This is a genomic window from Porphyromonas uenonis 60-3, from assembly GCF_000174775.1.
In the GTDB taxonomy this organism is placed as follows: domain Bacteria; phylum Bacteroidota; class Bacteroidia; order Bacteroidales; family Porphyromonadaceae; genus Porphyromonas; species Porphyromonas uenonis_A.
In genome coordinates, this window is sequence record NZ_ACLR01000013.1 from 17338 (window position 1) to 40380 (window position 23043).

The following is a 23043-nucleotide window of genomic DNA, read 5'->3' on the forward strand; positions in this document are numbered from 1 at the left end:
CAAGGTATAATACGATATGGAACTAGACAAGAATCAAGTCAGAGAGGTTATCGCCAAGCGCGTAGCCCTAGAACTAAAGGATGGCGATGTCGTCAACCTCGGCATCGGTCTACCCACGATGGTACCCAACTATCTTAAGCCAGGTGTGCATGTGATGCTACAGTCTGAGAATGGTATGATCGGTATGGGTAGCGCTCCAGCTGCAGGTCAGGAGGATCCCCTCTGGATCAATGCTGGTGGTGGTGCTATCACCGCTGTGCCTGAGGCTGCCACCTTCGATAGTGCTACCTCCTTTGGTATCATCCGTGGAGGTCACGTGGATGTAAGCATCCTCGGTGCACTACAGGTCGATGAGGCTGGTGACCTAGCTAACTGGATTATCCCTGGCAAGCTCGCTCCCGGTATGGGTGGTGCTATGGATCTGCTCGTAGGTACCCGCAAGGTGATCCTTGCTATGACCCACACTGCAAAGGGCAAGGCCAAGATCCTCAAGAAGTGTACTCTGCCACTGACAGCAGCTGGTCAGGTAGACCTCATCATCACCGAGCTCTGCGTCATCGAGGTGCGCAAGGGTCAGGGACTCTACGTCACAGAGATCCGTGACGGCGTCACACGTGAGGAGATAGAGGCAGCCACCGAGGCTACGCTACACTACGTGGACGATGTCAAGCCCATGCGTCAGTAGTCCTACGACACTACTTCTAGAGCCTGCCGCCTTCGGGCGACAGGCCTTATCAAGCAACAACACACTATTATAGACAATCATATTTCAAACTATGGACTTTAGTAAGACCCCACAAGAGGAGCTATTCTTGCAAATGATCAGAGAGTTTGCAGAGAAAGAGGTCAAGCCTCTCGCTGCAGAGATCGATGAGCAGGAGCGCTTTCCCATTGAGACTGTTCAGAAGATGAGCAAGCTGGGCATCATGGGTATCCCCATTCCCAAGGAGTACGGAGGATCAGGCTCTACCGTACAGATCTACACGATGGCTGTCGAGGAGCTCAGCCGTGTCTGTGCTACCACAGGCGTTGTCGTCTCTGCTCACACATCACTATGCTGTGATCCTATCATGAGCTTTGGTACGGAGGAGCAGAAGCAGCATTATCTACCTAAACTAGCCTCTGGTGAGTGGATCGGAGCATTCGGTCTCACGGAGCCCAATGCTGGTACAGATGCTTCCGCACAGCAGACCTTTGCTGTCGAGGAGGAGGAGTGCTACATACTCAATGGTAATAAGATCTTTATCACCAATGCTGAGTACGCTCACGTCTACATCATCTTCGCTATGACGGACAAGAGCAAGGGCAACAAGGGCATCTCAGCCTTTATCGTTGAGAAGGACGACCCCGGCTTTTCTGTAGGTAAGCATGAGCTCAAGCTCGGTATCCGTGGCTCCGCTACGTGCGAGCTGATTATGGAGAACTGCCGCATCCCCAAGGATCGTCTCCTCGGCAAGGTAGGCGGTGGCTTCAAGGTAGCTATGCACACCCTCGATGGCGGACGTATCGGTATCGCTGCTCAGGCGCTCGGTATCGCTCGTGGCGCTATGGATGAGACTGTCAAGTATACGAAGGAGCGCAAGCAGTTCGGACGCAGCATTGCCAAGTTCCAGAACACGCAGTTCCAGCTAGCAGACCTCAAGGCTCGCATTGACTGCGCTAGCCTGCTCGTACGTCGTGCCGCTTGGTGCAAGGACAATGGTCTCTCGTACAACCTAGAGGCAGCCGAGGCTAAGCTCTTCTGCGCTGAGACCGCTATGGATATGACGACAAAGGCTGTACAGTTCCACGGGGGCTACGGTTACACCCGTGAGTATCCTGTAGAGCGCATGATGCGTGATGCTAAGATTACCGAGATCTACGAGGGTACCAGCGAGGTACAGCGTATGGTTATCGCAGCGCACCTACTCAAGTAATGACCCCTTAGGACACTTATTAGACATATGAAGATTATAGTATGTATCAAGCAGGTACCCGATACCACTGAGATCAAGCTTGACCCCGTCAAGGGCACTCTGATCCGTGATGGCGTACCCAGCATTATGAACCCCGACGATAAGGGGGCACTCGAGCAGGCTCTGCTCCTCAAGGATCAGTTTGGTGCTGAGGTGAGCGTCATCACCATGGGACCGCCCCAGGCTACCGCCATCCTTCGTGAGGCTTTCGCTATGGGTTGTGACAAGGGTTACCTCATCACCGACCGCCGCTTCGGAGGTGCTGACACCCTCGCTACCAGCTATACCATCTCTCAGGCACTCAAGACGATCGACTACGACATCGTCCTAGCAGGTCGTCAGGCTATCGATGGGGATACAGCACAGGTAGGACCTCAGATCGCTGAGCAGCTAGACCTGCCTCAGATCACCTACGTAGAGCATGTAGACTATGATGGCAAGAAGACCCTGACCGTCATGCGCAATGTCGAGGAGGGACACGAGACCCTAGAGGTCGATACCCCCTGTATGCTCACCTTCCTAGCATCAGCTTACGAGCCTCGCTACATGAATGTCCCCGACATCATGACCGCCTTTGACAAGGAGATCACTACGCTGACCGCTGATAGCTTCCCCGTTGAGGAGGAGCGTCTAGGACTCAAGGGCTCTCCCACGCGTGTCAAGAAGTCCTTCACCAAGGGTGCCAAGGCTATGGGTACTCTCTACGAGGATATGACTCCTGAGGAGGCTGCTGATTTGATTATCGAGAAACTTAAAGAGAAATTCATCATCTGATATGGATAAGACACAGTATAAAGGAATTCTAGTCTTCGCTGAGCAACGTGAAGGCGTCATCCAGAATGTAGCCTTTGAGCTCATCGGCAAGGCTCGTGATCTAGCCGATCAGATCAACGAGCAGGTCACAGCCATCCTATGTGGCTATCAGGTCAAGGGGCTATCAGACCAGCTCATCCATGCAGGTGCTGATCGTGTACTAGTCGTCGATGACCCCAACCTCAAAGATTATCTCACCGAGCAGTACGCACAGGCAGTCTATCATATCATCACCGTTTACAAGCCTGAGATCGTCCTCTTTGGTGCTACCACCATCGGGCGTGACCTAGCTCCTCGTCTCTCTGCGCGTCTACGCACTGGACTCACGGCAGACTGTACGTCTCTAGAGATCGGTGAGGATCGTAACCTCATGATGACCCGACCCGCTTTCGGTGGTAACCTTATGGCAACCATCCTCTGCGATCAGAATAGACCTCAGATGTCTACCGTACGCCCAGGTGTCATGCGTCGCAAGGCTGACGACAAGACACGCACTGGCGAGGTTGAGGAAGTCAAGGTACCCTTTGACGAGCGTCGCTTTAAGGTACGCCTCGTTAGCAAGAAGCATGAGACCAAGAACATGGTCGACATCACCGAGGCTAGCGTACTCGTATCTGGCGGACGTGGTGTAGGTACCGACGGTGGCTTTGACAAGCTCAAGGCTCTAGCACAGACCATCAAGGCTGAGGTCTCCTCCTCACGTGCTATGGTCGATGCTGGTATCATCGGACATGAGAGACAGGTCGGACAGACTGGTAAGACCGTACGTCCTGACATCTACTTCGCATGCGGTATCTCAGGTGCTATCCAGCACCTCGCTGGTATGGAGGAGTCGGAGTACATCATTGCCATCAACAAGGATAAGTTTGCTCCCATCTTCCAGGTTGCCGACCTCGGTATCGTAGGCGACCTGCACAAGGTACTGCCCGTCCTCACTGAGCGTCTCAAGACGCTTCAAGCTAACAAGAAGTAAAAACACCCTACACTGCCATGACAGACTTCCAAACCATACATTATAGTGTCAGTGCCAATGAGCAGATCGGTACCCTAACGATCGATCGCCCCGAAGCACTCAATGCACTATCTACGCAGGTACTCAGTGAGCTAGAGATCGTCATCGATCAGATCGCTCAGGAGCGCACTCTGCGCGTCCTCGTCATCACAGGAGCTGGACGCTCCTTCGTTGCGGGGGCTGACATCGCTGAGATGGTAGAGCTAACGCCCGAGGAGGCACTCGCCTTCGGAGAGCACGGCGCTCGTGTCTTTCGCAAGGTAGAGCTACTCTACTGCCCCGTCATAGCTGCGGTAAACGGCTTTGCACTCGGTGGTGGCTGCGAGCTTTCCCTAGCGTGCGACCTACGTATCGCCAGTGACAAGGCTAAGTTTGGTCAGCCCGAAGTCGGTCTAGGCATACCCCCAGGCTTCAGTGGCACACAGCGTCTACCCCGTCTCATCGGGGCAGGCGCCGCCAAGGAGCTCATCTACACCGCACGTGTCGTCAAGGCAGACGAGGCGCTCACTCTAGGACTGGTCAACCGTGTCGTAGAGTCCGACGCCCTCATGTCCACCGTGACCGAGCTGGCTGAGGAGATAGCGAGCAAGTCGCCACACGCCGTAGCGATATCCAAGCGTGCTATCAATCGGGGGCTGCAGAGTGATATAGATACAGGCATTGCCATCGAGAACGATCTCTTTAGCAACGCCTTCGCACATCCCGAGCAGCGCGAGGGTATGTCCGCTTTCTTAGAGAAGCGCAAACCACAATTCTAAAACTTACTAGAGCGTGTCGCCACCCCTGCGGCACGCTCTATTTTAAACCAATCACTTTATGAAAATAGTCGTATTAGGCAATGGCACCATGGGTGCAGGCATCGTGCAGACGATGGCGCAGAAGGGTCTCGCCGTCACGATGAAAGGACGTAGCAACGAGTCACTAGACCGTGCTATGCAGCGTATGAACAAAGGGCTCAACCGCCTCGTCGAGAAGGGCAAGATGACCGCCGACGATCTCAAGCAGATCATCGGACGCATCACCGTCACGACAGACTATGCCGACATCGCTCAGGCTGATCTCGTCATCGAGGCTATCTCTGAGGAGATGGAGGTAAAGAAAGAGATACTCCGCGAGATCGATGGTCTCGTCCAGCCCTCAGCAATCTTTGCTACAAACACCTCTTCGCTCAGCATCACCGAGCTAGCCAGCGTCACCAAGCGTCCTGAGCAGGTCATCGGTATGCACTTCTTCAACCCCGTACCTGTCATGAAGCTCGTCGAGGTCATCAGTGGTCAGTGCACCTCTGAGCAGACACTCCAGACGACCCTCACACTCTGTGAGCAGCTTGGCAAGACAGCCGTCAGAGTGAGCGAGGCTCCAGGCTTTGTCGTCAACCGTATCCTCATCCCGATGATCAACGAGGCTATCGGTGAGTATGCCGATGGCGTAGCCACCGTCGAGGAGATCGACACCGCTATGCAGCTCGGGGCCAACCATCCTATGGGGCCGCTCGCACTCGGTGACTTCATCGGTCTAGACGTCTGCCTAGCCATCATGGAGGTGCTCAACAACGAGTACGCCGATCCCAAGTATCGTCCACACCCCTTGCTCCGCAAGATGGTTCGTGCTGGACAGCTCGGCCGCAAGAGTGGCAAGGGCTTCTACGACTACTCCAAGAAGTAGTCCCTTCCCCCTAGAGGTCGGCTCTATCGCATCAAGCCCAAAGCTAAACACAACGGCTAAACGCTAAAGCTAAGCACAACGGCTAAACGCTAAAGCCACCCACCTTCATCAGCGAGGGAGTATCACCAGCAGTGGTGGTACTCCCTCTTTTTGCACCCCTCGCTCAGTCCTCTGGTCATCGCACACGGCACCAGCCGTTTCTTCGAGAGATATTTCCACCCCATCTATCATTTACCTGGGGCTGTCGCATCATGATCAGCTCTTCTAGGGAGTACAAATGATGACATACAAAGGGAACGTGGCTAAAACCTCGCTGTACAGCGCTACAGACTCACTTTACAGCGATGCCGGCATCTCCGCTGATTGCGATTTCTCCCGAGGAAATCGAGAAGCTTCACGGAGCAAACGAAAATTCCCCACGGAACCGGGAAATAAAAGTTCGGAAGAATGAAATGAAACTTCGGAAGAAAGATTTCGAAGTTCCGAAGAATTTTTCCATTCCTCGCTGGAGTTTCCAAAATCTCCAGCGAGCAATTCGTCGATTTCCTTGACAGTGCCATCGATGTCCTCTCCCGATCATACGTCCACTTGGGGTGTCCAACTATTTTCATGCCTATGAAAATGGATTTTCCTCGGTAGGAAAATGGATTTTCATATCGGAGAAAATGGATTTTCATGGGCATGAAAATCTAGTGCCAACAGTGTGGCAATGTTTTTTCGTCTAGAGGAGCCACTCTTCAGAGCGAGGTGTGGCGGTGATTTCGTATCTTTGTTTTGGAAAAGGAGTAGCTATGAAGAAGAGTCCCCTCAATGATATTATAATCCGTGGTTGCCGTGTCAACAATCTCAAGGGCATAGACCTAGACATCCCCCGTGGGGAGCTGGTCGTCATCACGGGCGTGAGCGGCTCGGGCAAGAGTTCGCTCGCCTTTGACACGCTCTACGCTGAGGGGCAACGTCGCTATGTGGATAGCCTGTCGTCGTATGCACGGCAGTTCCTCATGCGTATGAAGAAGCCTGAGTGTGACCAGATTAAGAACCTCCCGCCTGCGGTCGCTATCGAGCAGCGGGTGGTTAGTCGCAACCCACGCTCTACTGTCGGCACTTCGTCAGAGATCGACGACTACCTGCGTGTCTTGATGGCTCGTGTGGGCAAGCTCTACTCGCCTATCAGTGGCGAACTGGTCAAGCGTCACACCGCTGCCGATGTGGTTGAGGCGGCTCATCAGATTCCGACCGATAGCAAGCTTTACATCCTAGCGGATCTCTATCCGCCTGAGGGGCGACGTCTCATCGAGCATCTGATGCTCCTACAGGGACAGGGGTACAACCGTGTCCTCATTGACGACACGGTCTACCGTATTGAGGATGTGAGCAATAAGGAGCTACGCGAGGCGAAGCAGGTTCAGCTGATCGTGGATCGTCTGACCGTCCGCACGGGCGACGATAGCTACGAGTCGCGCCTCGGGGACTCGGTCGAGATAGCGCTTTACGAGGGTCGGGAGACCTGCGCCCTCCGTTGGCAAGATAGCGAGGGGGCGTGGAGTAGCGAGGGCCGGCGCAACTTTAGCGCACGCTTTGAGGCAGATGGGCGGACCTTTACGGAACCTACGCCAGACCTCTTCAACTTCAACAGTCCTGCGGGTGCCTGCACCGTTTGCGGAGGCTTTGGCTCGATCCTCGGCATTGACCCTGAGCGGGTAATCCCCGACGACAGCCTCTCGCTCTACGAGGGGTGCGTGGATTGCTGGCGTGGAGCTAAGTCTTCCGAGTGGGCGAAAGCTTTCATCCATGAGGCGAAGCGCTTTGACTTCCCCATCCACACGCCCTACGCTGAGCTAACGCAGGAGCAGCGAGACCTGCTCTGGCACGGGCATGAAGGCGGGGGCTGGGGCAAAGGGACACTCTACGGCATTGACGACTACTTCGCCATGCTCCAGAAGGACATTTACAAGATCCAGAACCGTGTTCGTCTAGCGCACTATCGGGGCAAGAGCGAGTGCTACGCCTGCCACGGCGGTAGGCTCAAGGAGGATGCCCTGCTCTTTACCTATATGGGCAAGAACTTTCACCAGATCGGGCAAATGTCGATCCGTGAGGCATTGACCTTCTTTGCCCAAGAGCTGGAGGACCCCGAGGAGGCTAAGATAGCGGAGCGTCCGCTCAAAGAGATCCGCAACCGACTCCGCACGCTAGACAGCGTGGGGCTCGGCTACCTGACCCTAGACAGACGCTCTAACACGCTCTCGGGCGGTGAGAGCCAGCGCATCAACCTAGCGACACGTCTGGGCAACAGCCTCGTCGGCTCGATGTACATACTGGATGAGCCGAGCATCGGACTGCACGACCGCGACACCGATCGGCTGATCTCGGTCATCAAGGAGCTACGTGATCAAGGCAACACGGTCATCGTCGTGGAGCATGACGAGCTGACGATACGTGCGGCTGACTACCTGATTGACATGGGGCTTGATGCGGGTCGTCTCGGTGGCGAGGTGATCTACCACGGCAAGCCGAGCGACATAACGGCCGAGACTCCTGGCTACACGGCGGCTTATCTGACGGGGCGCGAGGAGATACTGGTGCCAAAGCATCGTCGCCCGGTGCAGCGCAAGCTGACGATGCACCATGTGCATAAGAATAATCTGAAAGGCTTCGACGTGGACATCCCGCTCTTTAACATGACGGTGGTCACGGGCGTGAGCGGTTCGGGCAAGAGTACCCTCATCTCCGACCTTCTTGTGGAGGAGCTACAGCGCATCATCAATGCACGTCCTCGAGAGACGCAGAGCCGTATGCTGACGGGCGACGTTGACCTCGTGGAGCAGGTCCTTTACGTGGACCAAAACAGCGTGGGGCGCAGCACGCGCTCCAATCCAGTTACCTATATAGATGCGTTTACGCCGATCCGCGAACTGTACGCTGACCAACCTTTGGCAAAGCAGATGGGCTACAAGCCTTACTTTTTCTCCTTTAATAAGGAGGGCGGACGCTGCGAAGTGTGCAAGGGCGATGGTGTCGTCGAGGTGCCGATGCAGTTTATGACGGACATAACGCTGGTCTGCGATGCGTGCGAGGGGAAACGCTTTCAGAAGAACATCCTTGAGGTGACCTACCACGGAGTCAACATTTACGACCTACTGGAGATGACGGTGGACCAAGCGATAGAGTTCTTTACCAAGTACCCAGCCGACCAAACCACTTCGATCATTCGCCTCCTCGAGGGGTTGCAGCGTGTCGGGCTAGGCTACCTACAGCTAGGGCAAAACAGCTCGACGCTCTCGGGCGGTGAGAACCAGCGCCTCAAGCTCGCCTACTACCTCGGTCGTGACCACGAGCCGCACACGCTCTTTGTCTTCGATGAGCCGACCACGGGGCTGCACTTTCACGATATATCCACGCTCCTAGCCGCCTTCCGTGACTTGATCGACCAGGGGCACTCGGTGCTGATCATCGAGCACAATATGGAGGTGATCAAGAGCGCCGACTACATCATCGACCTAGGACCCGATGGGGGCGACAAGGGTGGACAGCTCGTAGTGGCGGGCACACCCGAAGAGGTGGCCGCCTGCCCCGACTCGATCACGGGTCACTACCTCAAGGAGAAGCTCACACCTCGCAAAGCGTAAGTGCGTATGGACAGCAAAAAGCTCTACTACTCCCACCGAGAGGTGTCTGAGGCGCTCCAAGAGAGTCAGTCTACGGTGCGTTACTGGGTCGAGACCTTTGCCGTGCAGGTGCGTCGCAGTAGCACGGGACGACTCAAGTATTCGCAAGATAATCTGCGCGAATTGCAACTAATCCGTCACCTACTGCGAGAGTCTAACCTGACGATCGACGGTGCCAAGGCAACTCTCCGACACAATCCCCAAGAGGCGGAGCAACGTGCCGAGGCGATTGCCCAGCTCAAAGCGGTGCGCGACGAACTTGTCGAGCTGCGTCAGCTCATCGAGCAGATCGAGCGCTACACTTCCGCCAGCGAAGTGCGTGACCGCCTCCGCCAAGAGGGACTACTCTAGCTCCTTTTCTAGCTCTCCTTCCTTACTTTAGGGGGTTGTGGAGACGAGGCGTATGCTTTTTTTTGGTACTTTTGATGCCATAACTACCTAAGAGACTATTTATCCCGTGGCTAAGAAAGAGATCGCCGAGACCCCGATGATGCGGCAGTACTTGCAGTTCAAGAAGAAGCATCCCGATGCTATCTTGCTCTTTCGTGTGGGCGACTTCTACGAGACCTTTTCCGACGATGCCATCGAGGCGTCCAAGATCCTCGGCATCACGCTCACCAAGCGTGCCAACGGAGCAGCGCAGCATGTCGAGCTGGCGGGCTTTCCCCACCATGCGCTCGATACTTATCTGCCTAAGCTGGTGCGGGCGGGCAAACGGGTGGCTATCTGTGATCAGCTCGAGGATCCGAAGCTGACCAATAAGTTGGTCAAGCGAGGCATCACCGAGATCGTAACCCCTGGCGTGGTCACCACGGACAATGTTCTCCAGAGCAAGCAAAACAACTTCCTCGCAGCCGTTTACCCCGAAGCTAAAGGGGAGAACCGCTACGGCTTAGCACTGCTCGACCTCTCGACGGGAGAGTTTTACGCCACCGAGTGCACCGATCAGGTACTCGCCAAGCTCACCTCGGGCTACAACCCCAAGGAAATCCTCATCGAGCGCAAGCATCGCGACCATCTGCAGCGCCTCCTCCAGCCCGAGGGACATCTCTCGGACTACGACGACTGGATCTTCTCCGAGAGCAACAACCGTGAGCGTCTTCTGCAGCACTTCGGCACGCTCTCGCTCAAGGGCTTCGGCATCGACACCCTCCCGCTAGCGATCACAGCCGCGGGGGCCGTGCTTCACTACCTCGACATGACGAAGCACACCGAGATCGGCCACATCACCCGCATCGTGCGCATTGACGAGCAGCGACATGTGCGCATCGACGGCTTTACGGCTCACAGTCTGGAGCTCACCACTCCGATGAATGCGGGCGGCACCACGCTCCGCCAGATCCTCGATCAAACGGTCACGCCGATGGGTGCTCGTCTATTGGATCAGTGGATAGCTTTCCCGCTAAAAGAGCTCCAAGCGATCCAACAGCGCCAAAGCATTGTCGCAAACCTTGTGGACAATCCTCAGCTGCGCACCAAGCTTACCGACCAGATGAAGGAGATAGGCGACCTGCAGCGCCTCGTGGGACGTGTCGCCATGGGTCGTATCACCCCTCGCGAAGTGGTTCGCCTCGGACTCTCCATCGCTCTCATCGCACCCATACGCCAGCTCGCTCTAGACGAAGGCGAGGAGACCCTGACGACACTCTGCTCGCTACTCGATCCCTGCACGCAACTGTGCCAACAGATCACCTTCCAGCTCAATCCCGAGGCACCGCAGCAGATCGGCAAAGGGGCGACGATCGCAGAGGGCTTTTGCGAAGAGCTAGACCAGCTACGGCGCTTACTCAAGTCGGGCAAGCAATACCTCGACGACCTCCTCGCTCGTGAGACGGAGCACACTGGCATCTCCAGTCTCAAGATTGGCTTCAACAATGTCTTCGGCTACTATCTTGAGGTGCGCAACACCTACAAAGAGCAAGTGCCCGAAGAGTGGATTCGCAAGCAAACCCTCGTCAATGCGGAGCGCTACATTACCCAAGAACTAAAGGAGTACGAGGAGAAGATCCTCGGAGCCGAAGATCGTATCTTAGCTCTAGAGCAAGAGCTCTTTGCGAAGCTCATTGGGACGCTCCAGCAGTTTGCCAACCAACTCCTACAGGATGCTCAGATCTTAGCGCAGCTCGATGTCCTCGCCTCGCTAGCCGCTGTTGCCGAGGCGTATGACTACTGTCGCCCCACGCTCAACGATGGGTACGACCTAGAGATCGTCGACGGACGCCACCCAGTCATCGAGCGAACCCTTCCCGCTGGGCAACCTTACATCCCCAATGATGTGAAGCTCTCCCCCATCGACTGCCAAATCATGATCATCACTGGCCCGAACATGAGCGGTAAGAGTGCCCTCCTCCGCCAGACGGCGCTCATCGTGATCATGGCGCAGATGGGAAGCTTCGTCCCCGCCACCTCAGCCACCATCGGCATCGTTGACTCGGTCTACACCCGTGTGGGCGCTTCGGACAATATCGCCGTAGGCGAGTCCACCTTTATGGTTGAGATGCAGGAGGCCGCCAGCATCCTTAACAACTTGACTCCTCGCAGCTTGATCCTCTTTGACGAGCTGGGGCGTGGCACCAGTACTTTCGACGGGGTCTCCATAGCGTGGGCCATCGTCGAGTACCTGCACAGCACGACGCAAGGACGAGCCAAGACGCTCTTCGCCACACACTACCACGAGCTCAACGAACTAGCCGACCACCTCGAGCGGGTGCAGTGCTACAACGTCTCGGCACGTGAGATCGATGGCGAGATGCTCTTCCTCCGCAAGCTGGTCCCTGGAGGCTCAGCGCACAGCTTCGGTATACAGGTAGCGAAGTTGGCTGGTATGCCCACCTGGATCGTAGCGCGAGCAGGCGAAGTGCTCCAGCACCTAGAGGCTTACCGCACCGAGAGCGACCAAGCACCCGACTCAGCCACCCCCAGCACGTCCCAGAGCGGAGGCATGCAAATGTCTATCTTCCAGTTAGACGACCCCGTCCTCACGGCCGTCCGCACCAAGATCAACGAGCTAGACATCGACAATCTCACGCCCCTGGACGCTCTCAAGCAACTCGACGCCCTCAAGCAGATGCTCAACAATTAACGAGCAACACTGTGTAGGGACGCACGGGAGTGTCGTCTCTCTTTGACTCTGGAATGTGCGATGCCTAGTGAATGGACAGTGCAAAGGTAATACGGATGACAATCAAGGTTGCGCTCTAGTGTACCCAAGATTCGTCTGTAGTTCGCAAGCTTCTCAACAATCCTCTAAGACGAGCGAGACAACAAACGATCCACATCTGTGGGACACACAGACCACAGCCCAAACGCTATCGCTCGCCTTCAGTAAGCATCTCTCAATCTCTACCACGAAATGGAGTCTAAGGACGCCTCTTCATTCGACTTCGTTAGTCTCACGAGGAACAAGCTGTCGGGACGCACAACGAGACGACTCCTGTAGGAACGCACGTATCGCCCTGATACCTCAAATACCATTCCGACACCTCCGATTGACCCAATCTCTAACCTCTAACTACTTTTTCGTATCTTTGAGGTGCCTATTATTCTGACACCTCACATCGTATGGACGACTCTAACACATTTACCTCCGAAGACCTCAGCTACCTTGCTGAGCGGGGCATATCCGCTGACGAAGCGGAGCGACAGCTCAAGCTACTTATTGATGGGACGCCTTATCTAGTCATCGTCGACTCAGCAAAGCTCGAGCGAGGCATCATGCGCCTAGCAACTGACGAGATGCCTTACTACCTAGACTTATGGCATGACTACCTGCAGAAGCCTGGAGCCGACGTCATCAAGTTTGTCCCCGCCTCGGGAGCCGCGAGTCGCATGTTTAAGTCGCTCTATGGGCTACCAAAGGAGCAACAGATCTCGCACGATGAATTGACACCCGACCAGCAGACGTTTGTGGATCATCTAGAGTCGTTTGCCTTCTATGAGAAGCTGAGCGAGACCTGCCTGCGCAACAATTGGCGCACCATGAGCAAGCTGATGGAGAGTGAGCAGTACGGCACCATCATTGACAACCTTCTCGACCCGCACGGCATGGGCTACGGGTCACGGCCGAAGGGGATGCTCCTCTTCCACGATTACCCCAACGGTACCAAGCGCACCCCTATCGAGGAGCATATGGTTGAGGGGGCGCTCTATACACAAGACATTCACGGAGATGTGCGGTTGCACTTCACCGTATCGCCTGAGCATCTGGAGGCCTTTCGCTCTCTAGTCGATCGACGCATCCAGAGCTTCGAGGATCTGTTTGGCTGTCGCTATCATGTGACCTATAGTATCCAGGAGCGCAGCACCGACACGATCGCTCTAGACCTAGAGCGTGGCACGCCCTTCCGCCGTGCTGACGGTACGCTACTCCTGCGCCCTGGTGGGCACGGTACGCTCATTGGCAATCTTGGTCGGCTGGACGCTTCAGTCGTTTTCATCAAAAACATTGACAACGTCACGCCCGACCACCTGAAAAGCAATACAGTCCTCTACAAAAAGCTCCTCGGCGGTATCCTCCTGGCGGTACGCGACCGCATCTTCGGCTATCTGCAGCAGCTCAAGCGCTCGAAGGTAAGCAAGGCGCTGACGGAGGAGGTTTTGACCTTCCTCGATGAGACGCTCTGCATACAGATTCCGCACGCCGAGCTACTTAGCGAGGAGGAACTGATACCTAAGTTAGTAGCTAAGCTAGACCGTCCGATACGTGTCTGCGGTATGGTACGCAACGAGGGCGAGCCTGGCGGTGGACCCTATCTAGTACGCGAAGCGGACGGCACGACCTCGCTACAAATCCTAGAGAGCGTCCAGGTGGACAAGAACAACCCCGAGGCTCTTGAGATGATGCGCGAGGGGACCCACTTCAATCCAGTCGACCTTTGCTGTTACATACGAGACTACGAGGGGAAGCCCTTTGACCTGCACAAGTATGTCAATCCGCAGACAGCTTTCATCAGTGAGAAGAGCGTCGAGGGGCGCCCGCTTAAAGCGCTGGAGCACCCTGGCCTTTGGAATGGAGCGATGCACGACTGGAATACGATCTTCGTTGAGGTTCCGAGCGATACCTTTACCCCAGTCAAGACGGTCCTAGACCTGCTCCGTCCCGAGCATCAACCGCTTGCTGACTAATCCCTGACCCATTAGAACAAAGAACAAACAATCATATATATGCCAACAAACAGTCCTATCAATCAGCGTATCGAGGCGCTCCGCCAAGCGATGCGCACGCATCATATAGATGCTTACATCATACCTAGTGGCGACGCTCATCTGAGCGAGTACACCCCCGAGCGGTGGAAGTCGCGCACCTGGATCAGTGGCTTCACCGGCTCTGCCGGCACAGCGCTTGTGACGCTAGACAAGTCCTTCATGTGGACCGACTCACGCTACTATCTACAGGCAACGAACGAGCTACAAGGTAGCGAGATGACGCTACAGCGTGGCGACGATCCTGACACGCCTACCATCGAGCAGTATCTCTCTGCGCATCTGAGCAAAGGTGCTGTCGTCGGTGTCGACGGAGCCTGCTACTCCATGGCTGAGTACGCACCGCTTGCCCAGTCGCTAGCTAACCACGGCATCAAGCTAGTCTCCCAGTATGACCTCATTGAGGAGGTGTGGAGCGACAGACCTGGCGTGCCGACCAATACGTTCTACCTGCAGGATGTCAAGTTCTCAGGCGAGCGCACCCGTGATCGTCTGCAACGTATCCGCGAGGCTTACCAAAGCTATGGCGCTGAGGCGGTCGCTATCACGATGGTTGACGAACTCTGCTGGAGCTTTAACATCAGGGGCAACGACGTCTCTTACAATCCTGTGGGCATCGCCTTTGGCTTTATTGACAATGAGCACGCTTATCTCTTTGCATTGCCAGAGAAAACGGTCTTCGAGCTACGTCAGATCCTCAATGGTGAGGGCGTAGAGGTTCGCGACTACGACACCTTCTACGACTTCCTGAGCAAGCTACCACAGGACCTCAAGGTGATGGTCGATCCGAAGCGCACCTCACAGCGTGTTCGTGAGGAGCTGGGCGAGCGTCCCGTCATCACAGGCGACTCAGTCATATCGCACCTCAAGTCGATCAAGAATGAGACAGAGATAGCTGGCATCCACCGTGCTATGCACCGTGATGGTGTCGCCCTGACTCGCTTCTTCATCTGGCTCGAGCAGGCTCTCAAGAATGGCGAGCACGTCGACGAGTACTCAGCAGGCGAGACGCTCCAGCAGTTCCGCGCGAAGCAAGAGTTTTACGTCAGTGACAGCTTTGGAGTCATCTGCGGTTACGAAGCCCATGGAGCTATCGTGCACTACTCCGCCACACCCGAGAGTGCCTACAAGCTAGAGCCCAAGGGCATGCTCCTACTGGACAGTGGTGGGCAGTACATCGATGGTACGACAGACATCACCCGCACGATCGCTCTTGGTCCTGTCACCGACCAGCAGCGGACAGACTTCACGCTGGTGCTCAAGGGACACATAGCAATCGCTACGGCACGCTTCCCCAAGGGTACCCGTGGCAACCAGCTAGACATACTAGCCCGCAAGGCGCTCTGGGATAGAGGTCTCTCCTATGGTCACGGCACGGGACACGGTGTCGGTGTCTTCCTAAATGTACACGAAGGACCGCAAAACATTCGCACGGACAACAACCCAACGCCGATGCACCTGCACACTTTCACCAGCAATGAGCCTGGTCTCTATCGTGCGAACCAGCACGGTATCCGCATCGAGAACTTGATCCTGACAGTCGAGAAGGAGCAGACCGAGTTCGGCACCTTCTACGGTTTTGAGACTATGACGCTCTGCTTCCTAGACAATACGCTTGTAGAGAAGTCGCTCCTGACCGACAAGGAGATAGCTTGGTACAACGGTTATCAGGAGCATGTCTACCAGGAGCTCTCTCCCCTACTCACCCCTGAGGAGGCTCAGTGGCTACGCAATAAGACCTTACCTCTCTAATCCTATGGCATACGAATATCCAGCAGGAAGCATCATCCCCGTGCGGGGCTTTACGCCTCAGCTCGGGGAAGGCATCTTCGTCGCCGAGGGGGCTCGCATCATCGGTGATGTAGTCATTGGCGAGGGCAGTAGCATATGGTTCAACGCAGTCTTACGTGGCGATGTCAGTAGCATCCGCATTGGCAAGCATGTCAACATACAGGACGGCTGTACGCTCCATACGCTCCACGGACGCTCCGTGTGCGACCTAGGCGACTACGTCTCACTCGGACACAACGTCATCCTACACGGTGCCAAGGTGGGTGCCTATGCACTCATCGGCATGGGCGCTGTCGTCATGGACAATGCGGAGGTTGGTGAGGGCGCTATCGTAGCAGCTGGGGCGGTCGTCCTGGCCAATACGATCATCCCGCCCTACACAATGTACGCTGGCACGCCCGCCAAGTATATCAAGGATGTGCCTCCCGAGCAAAGTCAAGAGCTCAACAAGCGCATAGCTCACGACTACGGCATGTATGCCGACTGGTTTATGAATCCTGAGAAGTACTCTGAGGGTTCACACGAATAGCATTTTATATCTCAACCTATACCTCATATTATGAAGTTTTTTATTGATACAGCCAATCTCGAAGATATCCGCACGGCCGAAGCGCTCGGTGTCCTCGATGGCGTCACGACCAACCCCTCACTCATGGCTAAGGAAGGCATCGCTGGCGATGCTGCTTGCCGTGAGCACTACCTCAAGATCTGCAATATCGTAGACGGCGACGTCAGTGCCGAGGTGCTCAGCACAACCTACGACAAGATGCTCCCCGAGGCTCGCGAGCTAGCGGCCCTCCACAAGAACATTGTGGTCAAGGTGCCCTGCACCCAAGACGGCATCAAGACTATCTGCCAGCTCACCAAGGAGGGCATACGGACGAACTGTACGCTCATCTTCAACCTTGGTCAGGCTGTCCTAGCTGCCAAGGCGGGGGCTACCTACGTCTCTCCCTTTGTGGGTCGTCTTGACGACATCAGCTCGGACGGTGTCTCGCTCATCGCCGACATCGTAGAGACCTTCGAGACCTATGGCTTTAACACGCAAGTGCTCGCAGCTAGCATCCGTCACACCCAGCACATCATCGACTGTATGCGTGTCGGTGCTGACGTAGCCACCTGCCCGCTCAAAGCTATCCTCGGACTGCTCAAGCACCCGCTCACCGATAGCGGTCTTGCAGCCTTCATAGCCGACCAAGAGCGCGTCGCTAAGCAAGGCAAGTAGAGCTACTCGCTAAGACTCGCACAATCACACGAGCCACCCTCTCTAGCTAGAGAAGGTGGCTCGCATGTTTAGAGATGAGACGTGTAGCGAAATGTAGGGACGCACGGTCGTGCGTCCGTCTCCGTTAAAGCGTGACGAGTAACGGCTGTAGGAACGCTCGATCGTGCGCCCGTCCCCGTCAAAGCGTGACGAGTAACGGCTGTAGGGACGCACGGTCGTGCGTCCGTCCCCGTTAAAACCACGACGCTGTAACCTTTGACACAACGGACGCTCGACCGAGCGTCCCTACAGCCGTTACTCGTCCCGATGCACTTTGACGCACTCCGAGGATCCTGGCACCACACCCTCGAGGAAATCGCCAATGTCTCCGTAGAAAATAGAAATCCGCCACCGAGAAACGAAAAAATTCTTCGGAACTTTGATTTCTTTCTTCCGAACTTTCATTTCATTCTTCCGAACTTTTATTTCGGCCCTCGGTGACGAATTTTCGTTTGCTCCCTGGAGCTTTACGATTTCCTCAGGAGAAACTGGAATCAGAGAAGATGTGGAGGCAGCTATAAAGAGAGTCTATAGCGCTACGGAGCGAGGCTCAATCTGCCCATCCCAGGGCTTCGTCAAGCTTAGCTAGTAGAATGCAAGGATTATAATACGTCATCCCTACTCCTATCCCAACTAAACCGAATCCAAGTCTCACGGCAAAAGCGAGTGGCGAGCTATTTTCTCTATATACCTGAGGAGGCAGAGACTAGAATACCGAAAGACACAAGAAGCCCCCGAGATAATCCATCAGCGTGGATATATCTCGGGGGCTGTCTCTATCGTTAGGATCTCTTGCGAGTTCTACCCTATTAGCTAGTCATACCTAGCGATAGGAAGCGTCGCTGAGTTATATTCCTATGATTTACCAGTTACGTACAAGCTCCTTATTTGCGAAGCGATCCTGGAGAGGGAACTCCCAGATGAACATCTTGTCCGTAGCAGGGCGCTTGAGGTCTGTATTGTTCTCGTGGAGCGCACCTGGCTTAGCCATGAGCTGTTGCTGAGCATCTTTATCCTGACGGTCTATACCGAGACCCCAGCGCTTCAGGTCATTCATACGAGTACCCATACCGAGCATCTCGCGAGTACGCTCGTTCATAACAGCCTGCTTAATCTCGTCTTGATTGCTGGCCTTGAGCTCATCACCTAGACCACGAGACTTACGAAGCTTCTGGAGCGTAGCCTTAGCACCAGCTACATCACCACTCCAAGCCTGAGCCTCAGCCTTGATAAGGTGCGCCTCAGCAATGTCAAAGAGGTGAGTCGTGTGAGCATAGCTGTAGAGATGCTTCTCAGAGTTCTGATCTAGATCAGGATTACCACTGAACTTATAGACGTAATAGCCAAAGCCTAGCTTCTCAAGAGGTGCAGTATCATAGACAAAGACGTCAACTTTATGAGCCTTCTTCGTACCATTGTCAAACCAGTGCTGGAAGCGATAGTCTTTGTCGCCTGGAGCAGCCTTGGTATCTATTGCCTTGGTGTAGAGATCTATTAGATACTGTGTCGGGAGCCATGCTGGTACAGCAAGCTCGGCGTCACTACCATCTTTTAGAGCCTTAGGGATATAGCGCAGTCCGTTTAGGATACCACGGACACGACCTACCTTCTTATTAGCATAGGTCATAGCCATAATCTCTGTAGAGGTCTCGTACTTCCAGATATTCTCAAAGGCGTGTGGATCATGATCATTACCCTTATCTGCCACAGCACTCGTAGCAAGAGGATAGTTGTCAATGAACTTCTCTACCATTTCGATAGCATCGGCATAGCGGTGCATCTCAAGGAGTATACGAGCACTGACAGCGTAAGCGTAGTCATCAACAAGATAGCAAGGGATCTTACCCATCTTCTTGTCATTGTAAGCAGTCTTGGGAGGTAGATCATTAGCAGCCTCCTTTAGCTCATTCAGACACCAAGTGTAGACCTCCTTTTGCGTAGAGCGTGCCTTAGGCGTGCTCTTAAAGAGGGGGTCAAACTTCTTCATCATCACGATACCTAGATCGCCACCATCGTTGGCATCATTGTATCGCTTAGAGAAGCGGAGCATCAGACGATAGTGACCCAGTGCACGTAGTGTACGAGCCTCAGCTACGTACACTTTGATAGCTGCAAGGTCTTCTTTTGACAGACCCTTCATAAGCTCCTCGTTTGCCGTAAACTCTTCAGCACGCATGATGAAGTAGTTGGCATCCTTGATGAGTGAAGCGTAAGATCCGTAATAAGCAGCAATCTCTTCAGCATCCCCTAGGAGGTGCTCATCCCAGTCATAGAACTTACCGTAAGCTCCATTGTCTCGGAAGTTGACTACATTGAAGAGGTCAGACTGATAGTCTCCTACGAAGAGATTCGCAGGCGACTCAGCTCCTCTAAGCGTCTCAAACATGGCCTCACGCGTCCACTTGACATCTTGCATGGTCTTGAATGCGGACTGCTGCTCGTTGCCCTCAGGGATAAACTCCACTTTACAAGCGGTCAAAGCGAGTAGCGATACAAGCAGGAGACCTAGCGTCTTGATATGTTGTTTCATACTTTATCTTCTATTATAAGGTGATTGAATAGACTTCGCTTAGAATGTAATCTGGATACCACCTACATACTGACGTGTATTAGGATAACTATTCATAGCCATATTCAAGACCGCCTCTGGATCAAAGCCGGTGAACTTAGTAATGGTGAGCAGATTACGGCCAGTCACATAGACACGGACACCCGTGATAAGACCCACCTTCTTAAACCACTCTGAGGGTAGAGCGTAAGAAAGGCGTGCGCTCTTCAGACGAAGGAACGAAGCATTCTCTAAGAAACGAGAGTCAAAGGCAACCTTCTCACCGAACTTAGGTACGTCGGTGTTGCGGTTCTTTAGCGTCCAAGCCTCCAAGACCTTGCGGCTCTTGTTGTCGGATAGATTATCGAAGCTGAGGTTCTCCGTAAAGTAGCGGTCATTGTTCATAACCCACTTACCTACGTTGAATGACCAGTCGATGTCTAGAGCTAGACCCTTCCAGCTAGCACCCATAGAGAAACCACCGTTGAACGGAGCACGAAGCTTCTTGCCCGAAGCACGGAGTAGCTTCTCAGCTACATACTCCTCTGTGATACGGTCTGGTGAGATGTTGCCATTCTCATCGGGTACATACCATCTCTGCTTACCAGTCTTTGGATTGACACCAGCATACTCAGCCATGAGGAACTGCTCAGCCTCACCTACCTTGTAGACCAAGCTGTAGCTAGGCATCTTGTACTCATCCATACCGTAGAATATCTTAGAGATACGCTCGTGGTTGTAGTTGAGTACGGCAGAAACATAGACGTTCCAGTCACGTGTACGAACGATGTCGTAGCTAGCCGTCAGGTCAATACCCGTATTGGTCATCGAGCCTACGTTCTCATAACGAGAAGCAAAGCCGGAGATGTAAGGTAGAGGTACCTGCATAAGCATGTTGTCAGTGATACGGTGATAGACGTTTGCCACCGTATGGAGACGATTGTCAAAAGCATCGAAGTCTACGCCGATGTTGAGGTTAGACTGACGCTCCCAGCCTAGGTCAGGATTACCGATGGCAGCAGCATAGAGACCGAAGTCACCGCTGTAGTTGACACGACCGAGGTGTGGGTAGAATGCCAGAGTGGGGATAGAAGAGTTACCCGTAGTACCCCAGCTGGCACGTAGACGTAGCGTATTGAGCCACTTTATGTGCTCTAGGTGTGCGCGATAGAGATCATAGGTAGCACCGACTGAGTAGAAGAGTGCTGTCTGGTTATTTGCGCCAAAGCGTGATGAAGCATCACTACGCAGTGATAGATCTAGGTGTAGGTAGTTGTCAAAAGAGTAGTTGACACGACCGAAGAAAGAGAGGTAGTTGTACCCGCTCTTAGCCTGATCAGGTAGTATCAGATCCTCGGGCTGCGTGCTACCATTTCCTAATAGCATAAAGCTACGATGCTCAAAGCCATTCGCATAAGCAGCGATAATGTCGGCACGGCTCTGTACCCACTCCTGACCAAGTAGGAAGGTCAGCTTGTGCTTGTCAGCAAAGGTGGTACGATACTCAGCCGTATTGGTCCATGTGAATAGGTTCGAGAGTGAACGACGCTCGCTCCTTGAACCACGCTGGTCGGTCTCCCAGTAAGCACCAGGGAGGAAAGACTTAGAGGTAAACGAGTGAGACAGATCAAGACCAGCTTGTGTCTTGATGACAAGTCCCTTGATAGGAGTCAGCTCTGCATAACCACCGATGTTAGCCTGGTAGCCATCAGAGAGGTTTCTAATGTATTTGTCCTTGATTACTCTATCGACCGTAGACTTACCTAGCTGTACTAGGTACCAGTAGCGACGTAGCTCACCATTCTTGTCATAAGGAGAGAGGTAGCGAGGCTGAGAGAGAGCTCCGTACGGGCCTTCGTTGACATAAGCTCCACCCTCAAAGCTAGAAGCGTATTGCTGTGTGTAAGCGCCAAAGATGTTGGCACCGACCTTGAGCCACTCCTTAACACGAGAGTCTACGCTGATACGACCGTTGTAACGTGTGAAGCTGTTGCGGCCACGAGTCAGACCCTCCTGTGAGAAGGTACCCATAGAGATGTAGTACTGCGTACGATTGCTACCACCGCTAAAGGAGATGTCAGCATTGTACGTAGGAGCGTTGCGACCCATAAAGAACTTAAGCCAGTCAAAGTTGTAGTTGTCTGCGTTGTAGTTCTTCACATCATTATTCTCAAGAGGATTGAATGGCCAAGCCTCAGTCTCTGACGATGCCTTGGTAGCTAGCTCGTTGAGCTTCATAAGAAGTTGATTCTTATTCTTCGTCTTTAGGTATCCGTGAGAAGCCTGATACTGGAGGAGCTCGTCACCAGTCATCATGTTGTCGTACGGCTTTCTATTGATAAACTGAGAGATACCATACTGTGCATTGACAGTAATATGTCCGAAGCCCTCCTCAGAGCGCTTACCCTTCTTGGTGGTGATGACGATAACACCATTAGCTGCTCGCGCACCGTAGATAGATGTTGACGAAGCGTCCATAAGGGTAGTCAAGCTCTCAATATCGTTGGAGTTCATAGCCATGACGGTACCTAGGTCTGTCTGCATACCATCTACGATGTATAGAGGTGCAGAGCCAGCCGTTAGTGAACCAGTACCGTGGATCTGGACTTTTGCCACAGCGTTAGGGTCTCCAGAGGTTGTCAAGACGCTCATACCAGCGACCTTACCTTGGAGTGCATCCATTACGTTGGCAACAGGCTTCTCTGCGATCTGCTCACCAGATACGCGAGCCATAGAGCCTGAGATCGTGCTGAGCTTCTGTCCTGAACCGTAACCTACTACGACGACCTGATCAAGGACTTGTGAGTCAGCCGTCATGACGACATTCATCACCTTAGTGATAGGTAAGGTGACTGTCTTAAGACCTACATAGGAGAAGGTCAGCTTCTTTGCAGAGGCAGGTACACTGAGGGTGAACTTACCATCTACGTCTGTCGTGGTACCGATAGAGGTGTTGCCCTCCACGACCACGTTCGCAAACATCACTGGCTCCTTACCCTCTCCCGAGGTGACAGTACCTGTGATGGTCCTATTCTGCGCCACAGCCCAGCCTATGCTGGCCGTTAGCATCAGAAAGAATAGAGCCAATCTTTTCATAAAACTCTTCTTTAGCGTTAGTTATACAT

16 protein-coding genes are annotated in these 23043 nt (G+C 54.0%); 13 read left to right on the forward strand and 3 right to left on the reverse strand.

What is annotated here, in order from left to right; genetic code table 11:
- The first annotated feature begins 16 nt into the window (after positions 1–16).
- From PORUE0001_RS00470 to fsa, 13 genes are all read left to right on the forward strand, one after another.
- On the forward strand, positions 17–685 hold the full coding sequence (locus tag PORUE0001_RS00470; RefSeq protein WP_007364480.1) for a 3-oxoacid CoA-transferase subunit B: 669 nt from the start codon (positions 17–19) through the stop codon (positions 683–685).
- A 91-nt stretch (positions 686–776) separates the two neighbouring features.
- The gene (locus PORUE0001_RS00475; protein WP_007364461.1) at positions 777–1916 is read left to right on the forward strand and encodes an acyl-CoA dehydrogenase; all 1140 of its coding nucleotides are present in this window, start codon (positions 777–779) and stop codon (positions 1914–1916) included.
- A gap of 27 nt (positions 1917–1943) precedes the next feature.
- The gene (locus tag PORUE0001_RS00480) at positions 1944–2729 is read left to right on the forward strand and encodes an electron transfer flavoprotein subunit beta/FixA family protein (protein WP_007364458.1); all 786 of its coding nucleotides are present in this window, start codon (positions 1944–1946) and stop codon (positions 2727–2729) included.
- A gap of 1 nt (position 2730) precedes the next feature.
- Positions 2731–3741 carry an electron transfer flavoprotein subunit alpha/FixB family protein gene (locus PORUE0001_RS00485; protein ID WP_007364484.1) on the forward strand — a complete coding sequence of 337 codons (1011 nt, stop codon included), beginning with the start codon at positions 2731–2733 and terminating at the stop codon, positions 3739–3741.
- 17 nt (positions 3742–3758) lie between these two features.
- A complete protein-coding gene (locus PORUE0001_RS00490; RefSeq protein ID WP_007364467.1) occupies positions 3759–4538 on the forward strand; it encodes an enoyl-CoA hydratase-related protein in 780 nt (259 codons plus the stop codon).
- A gap of 58 nt (positions 4539–4596) precedes the next feature.
- A complete protein-coding gene (locus PORUE0001_RS00495) occupies positions 4597–5445 on the forward strand; it encodes a 3-hydroxybutyryl-CoA dehydrogenase (protein WP_007364457.1) in 849 nt (282 codons plus the stop codon).
- Positions 5446–6236: 791 nt separating this feature from the next.
- Positions 6237–9074 (forward strand): excinuclease ABC subunit UvrA, encoded by a 2838-nt coding sequence (gene uvrA, locus PORUE0001_RS00505; RefSeq protein ID WP_039865121.1) that lies wholly within the window; start codon positions 6237–6239, stop codon positions 9072–9074.
- 6 nt (positions 9075–9080) lie between these two features.
- The gene (locus tag PORUE0001_RS00510; protein ID WP_007364499.1) at positions 9081–9464 is read left to right on the forward strand and encodes a MerR family transcriptional regulator; all 384 of its coding nucleotides are present in this window, start codon (positions 9081–9083) and stop codon (positions 9462–9464) included.
- Positions 9465–9600: 136 nt separating this feature from the next.
- Complete coding sequence (gene mutS / locus PORUE0001_RS00515) at positions 9601–12195, forward strand: DNA mismatch repair protein MutS (protein ID WP_198400673.1); 2595 nt, start codon at positions 9601–9603, stop codon at positions 12193–12195.
- A 479-nt stretch (positions 12196–12674) separates the two neighbouring features.
- The gene (locus PORUE0001_RS00520) at positions 12675–14237 is read left to right on the forward strand and encodes a DUF4301 family protein (RefSeq protein WP_007364481.1); all 1563 of its coding nucleotides are present in this window, start codon (positions 12675–12677) and stop codon (positions 14235–14237) included.
- Positions 14238–14276: 39 nt separating this feature from the next.
- Positions 14277–16067, forward strand: coding sequence for an aminopeptidase P family protein (locus PORUE0001_RS00525; protein ID WP_007364494.1), 1791 nt, complete (start codon positions 14277–14279; stop codon positions 16065–16067).
- A gap of 4 nt (positions 16068–16071) precedes the next feature.
- Positions 16072–16635, forward strand: coding sequence for a gamma carbonic anhydrase family protein (locus PORUE0001_RS00530; protein ID WP_007364462.1), 564 nt, complete (start codon positions 16072–16074; stop codon positions 16633–16635).
- A gap of 30 nt (positions 16636–16665) precedes the next feature.
- The gene (fsa, locus tag PORUE0001_RS00535) at positions 16666–17331 is read left to right on the forward strand and encodes a fructose-6-phosphate aldolase (protein ID WP_007364486.1); all 666 of its coding nucleotides are present in this window, start codon (positions 16666–16668) and stop codon (positions 17329–17331) included.
- Positions 17332–17373: 42 nt separating this feature from the next.
- Here fsa and PORUE0001_RS10485 read toward each other — a convergent pair whose 3' ends face one another.
- The 3 genes from PORUE0001_RS10485 to PORUE0001_RS00545 all read right to left on the reverse strand — a co-directional run bounded on the left by PORUE0001_RS10485 (position 17374) and on the right by PORUE0001_RS00545 (position 23014).
- Positions 17374–17595, reverse strand: coding sequence for a hypothetical protein (locus PORUE0001_RS10485; RefSeq protein ID WP_157750176.1), 222 nt, complete (start codon positions 17593–17595; stop codon positions 17374–17376).
- A gap of 637 nt (positions 17596–18232) precedes the next feature.
- The gene (locus PORUE0001_RS00540) at positions 18233–19900 is read right to left on the reverse strand and encodes a RagB/SusD family nutrient uptake outer membrane protein (RefSeq protein WP_007364478.1); all 1668 of its coding nucleotides are present in this window, start codon (positions 19898–19900) and stop codon (positions 18233–18235) included.
- Between the two features lie 39 nt (positions 19901–19939).
- The gene (locus PORUE0001_RS00545) at positions 19940–23014 is read right to left on the reverse strand and encodes a SusC/RagA family TonB-linked outer membrane protein (protein WP_039865124.1); all 3075 of its coding nucleotides are present in this window, start codon (positions 23012–23014) and stop codon (positions 19940–19942) included.
- Positions 23015–23043: the final 29 nt, after the last annotated feature.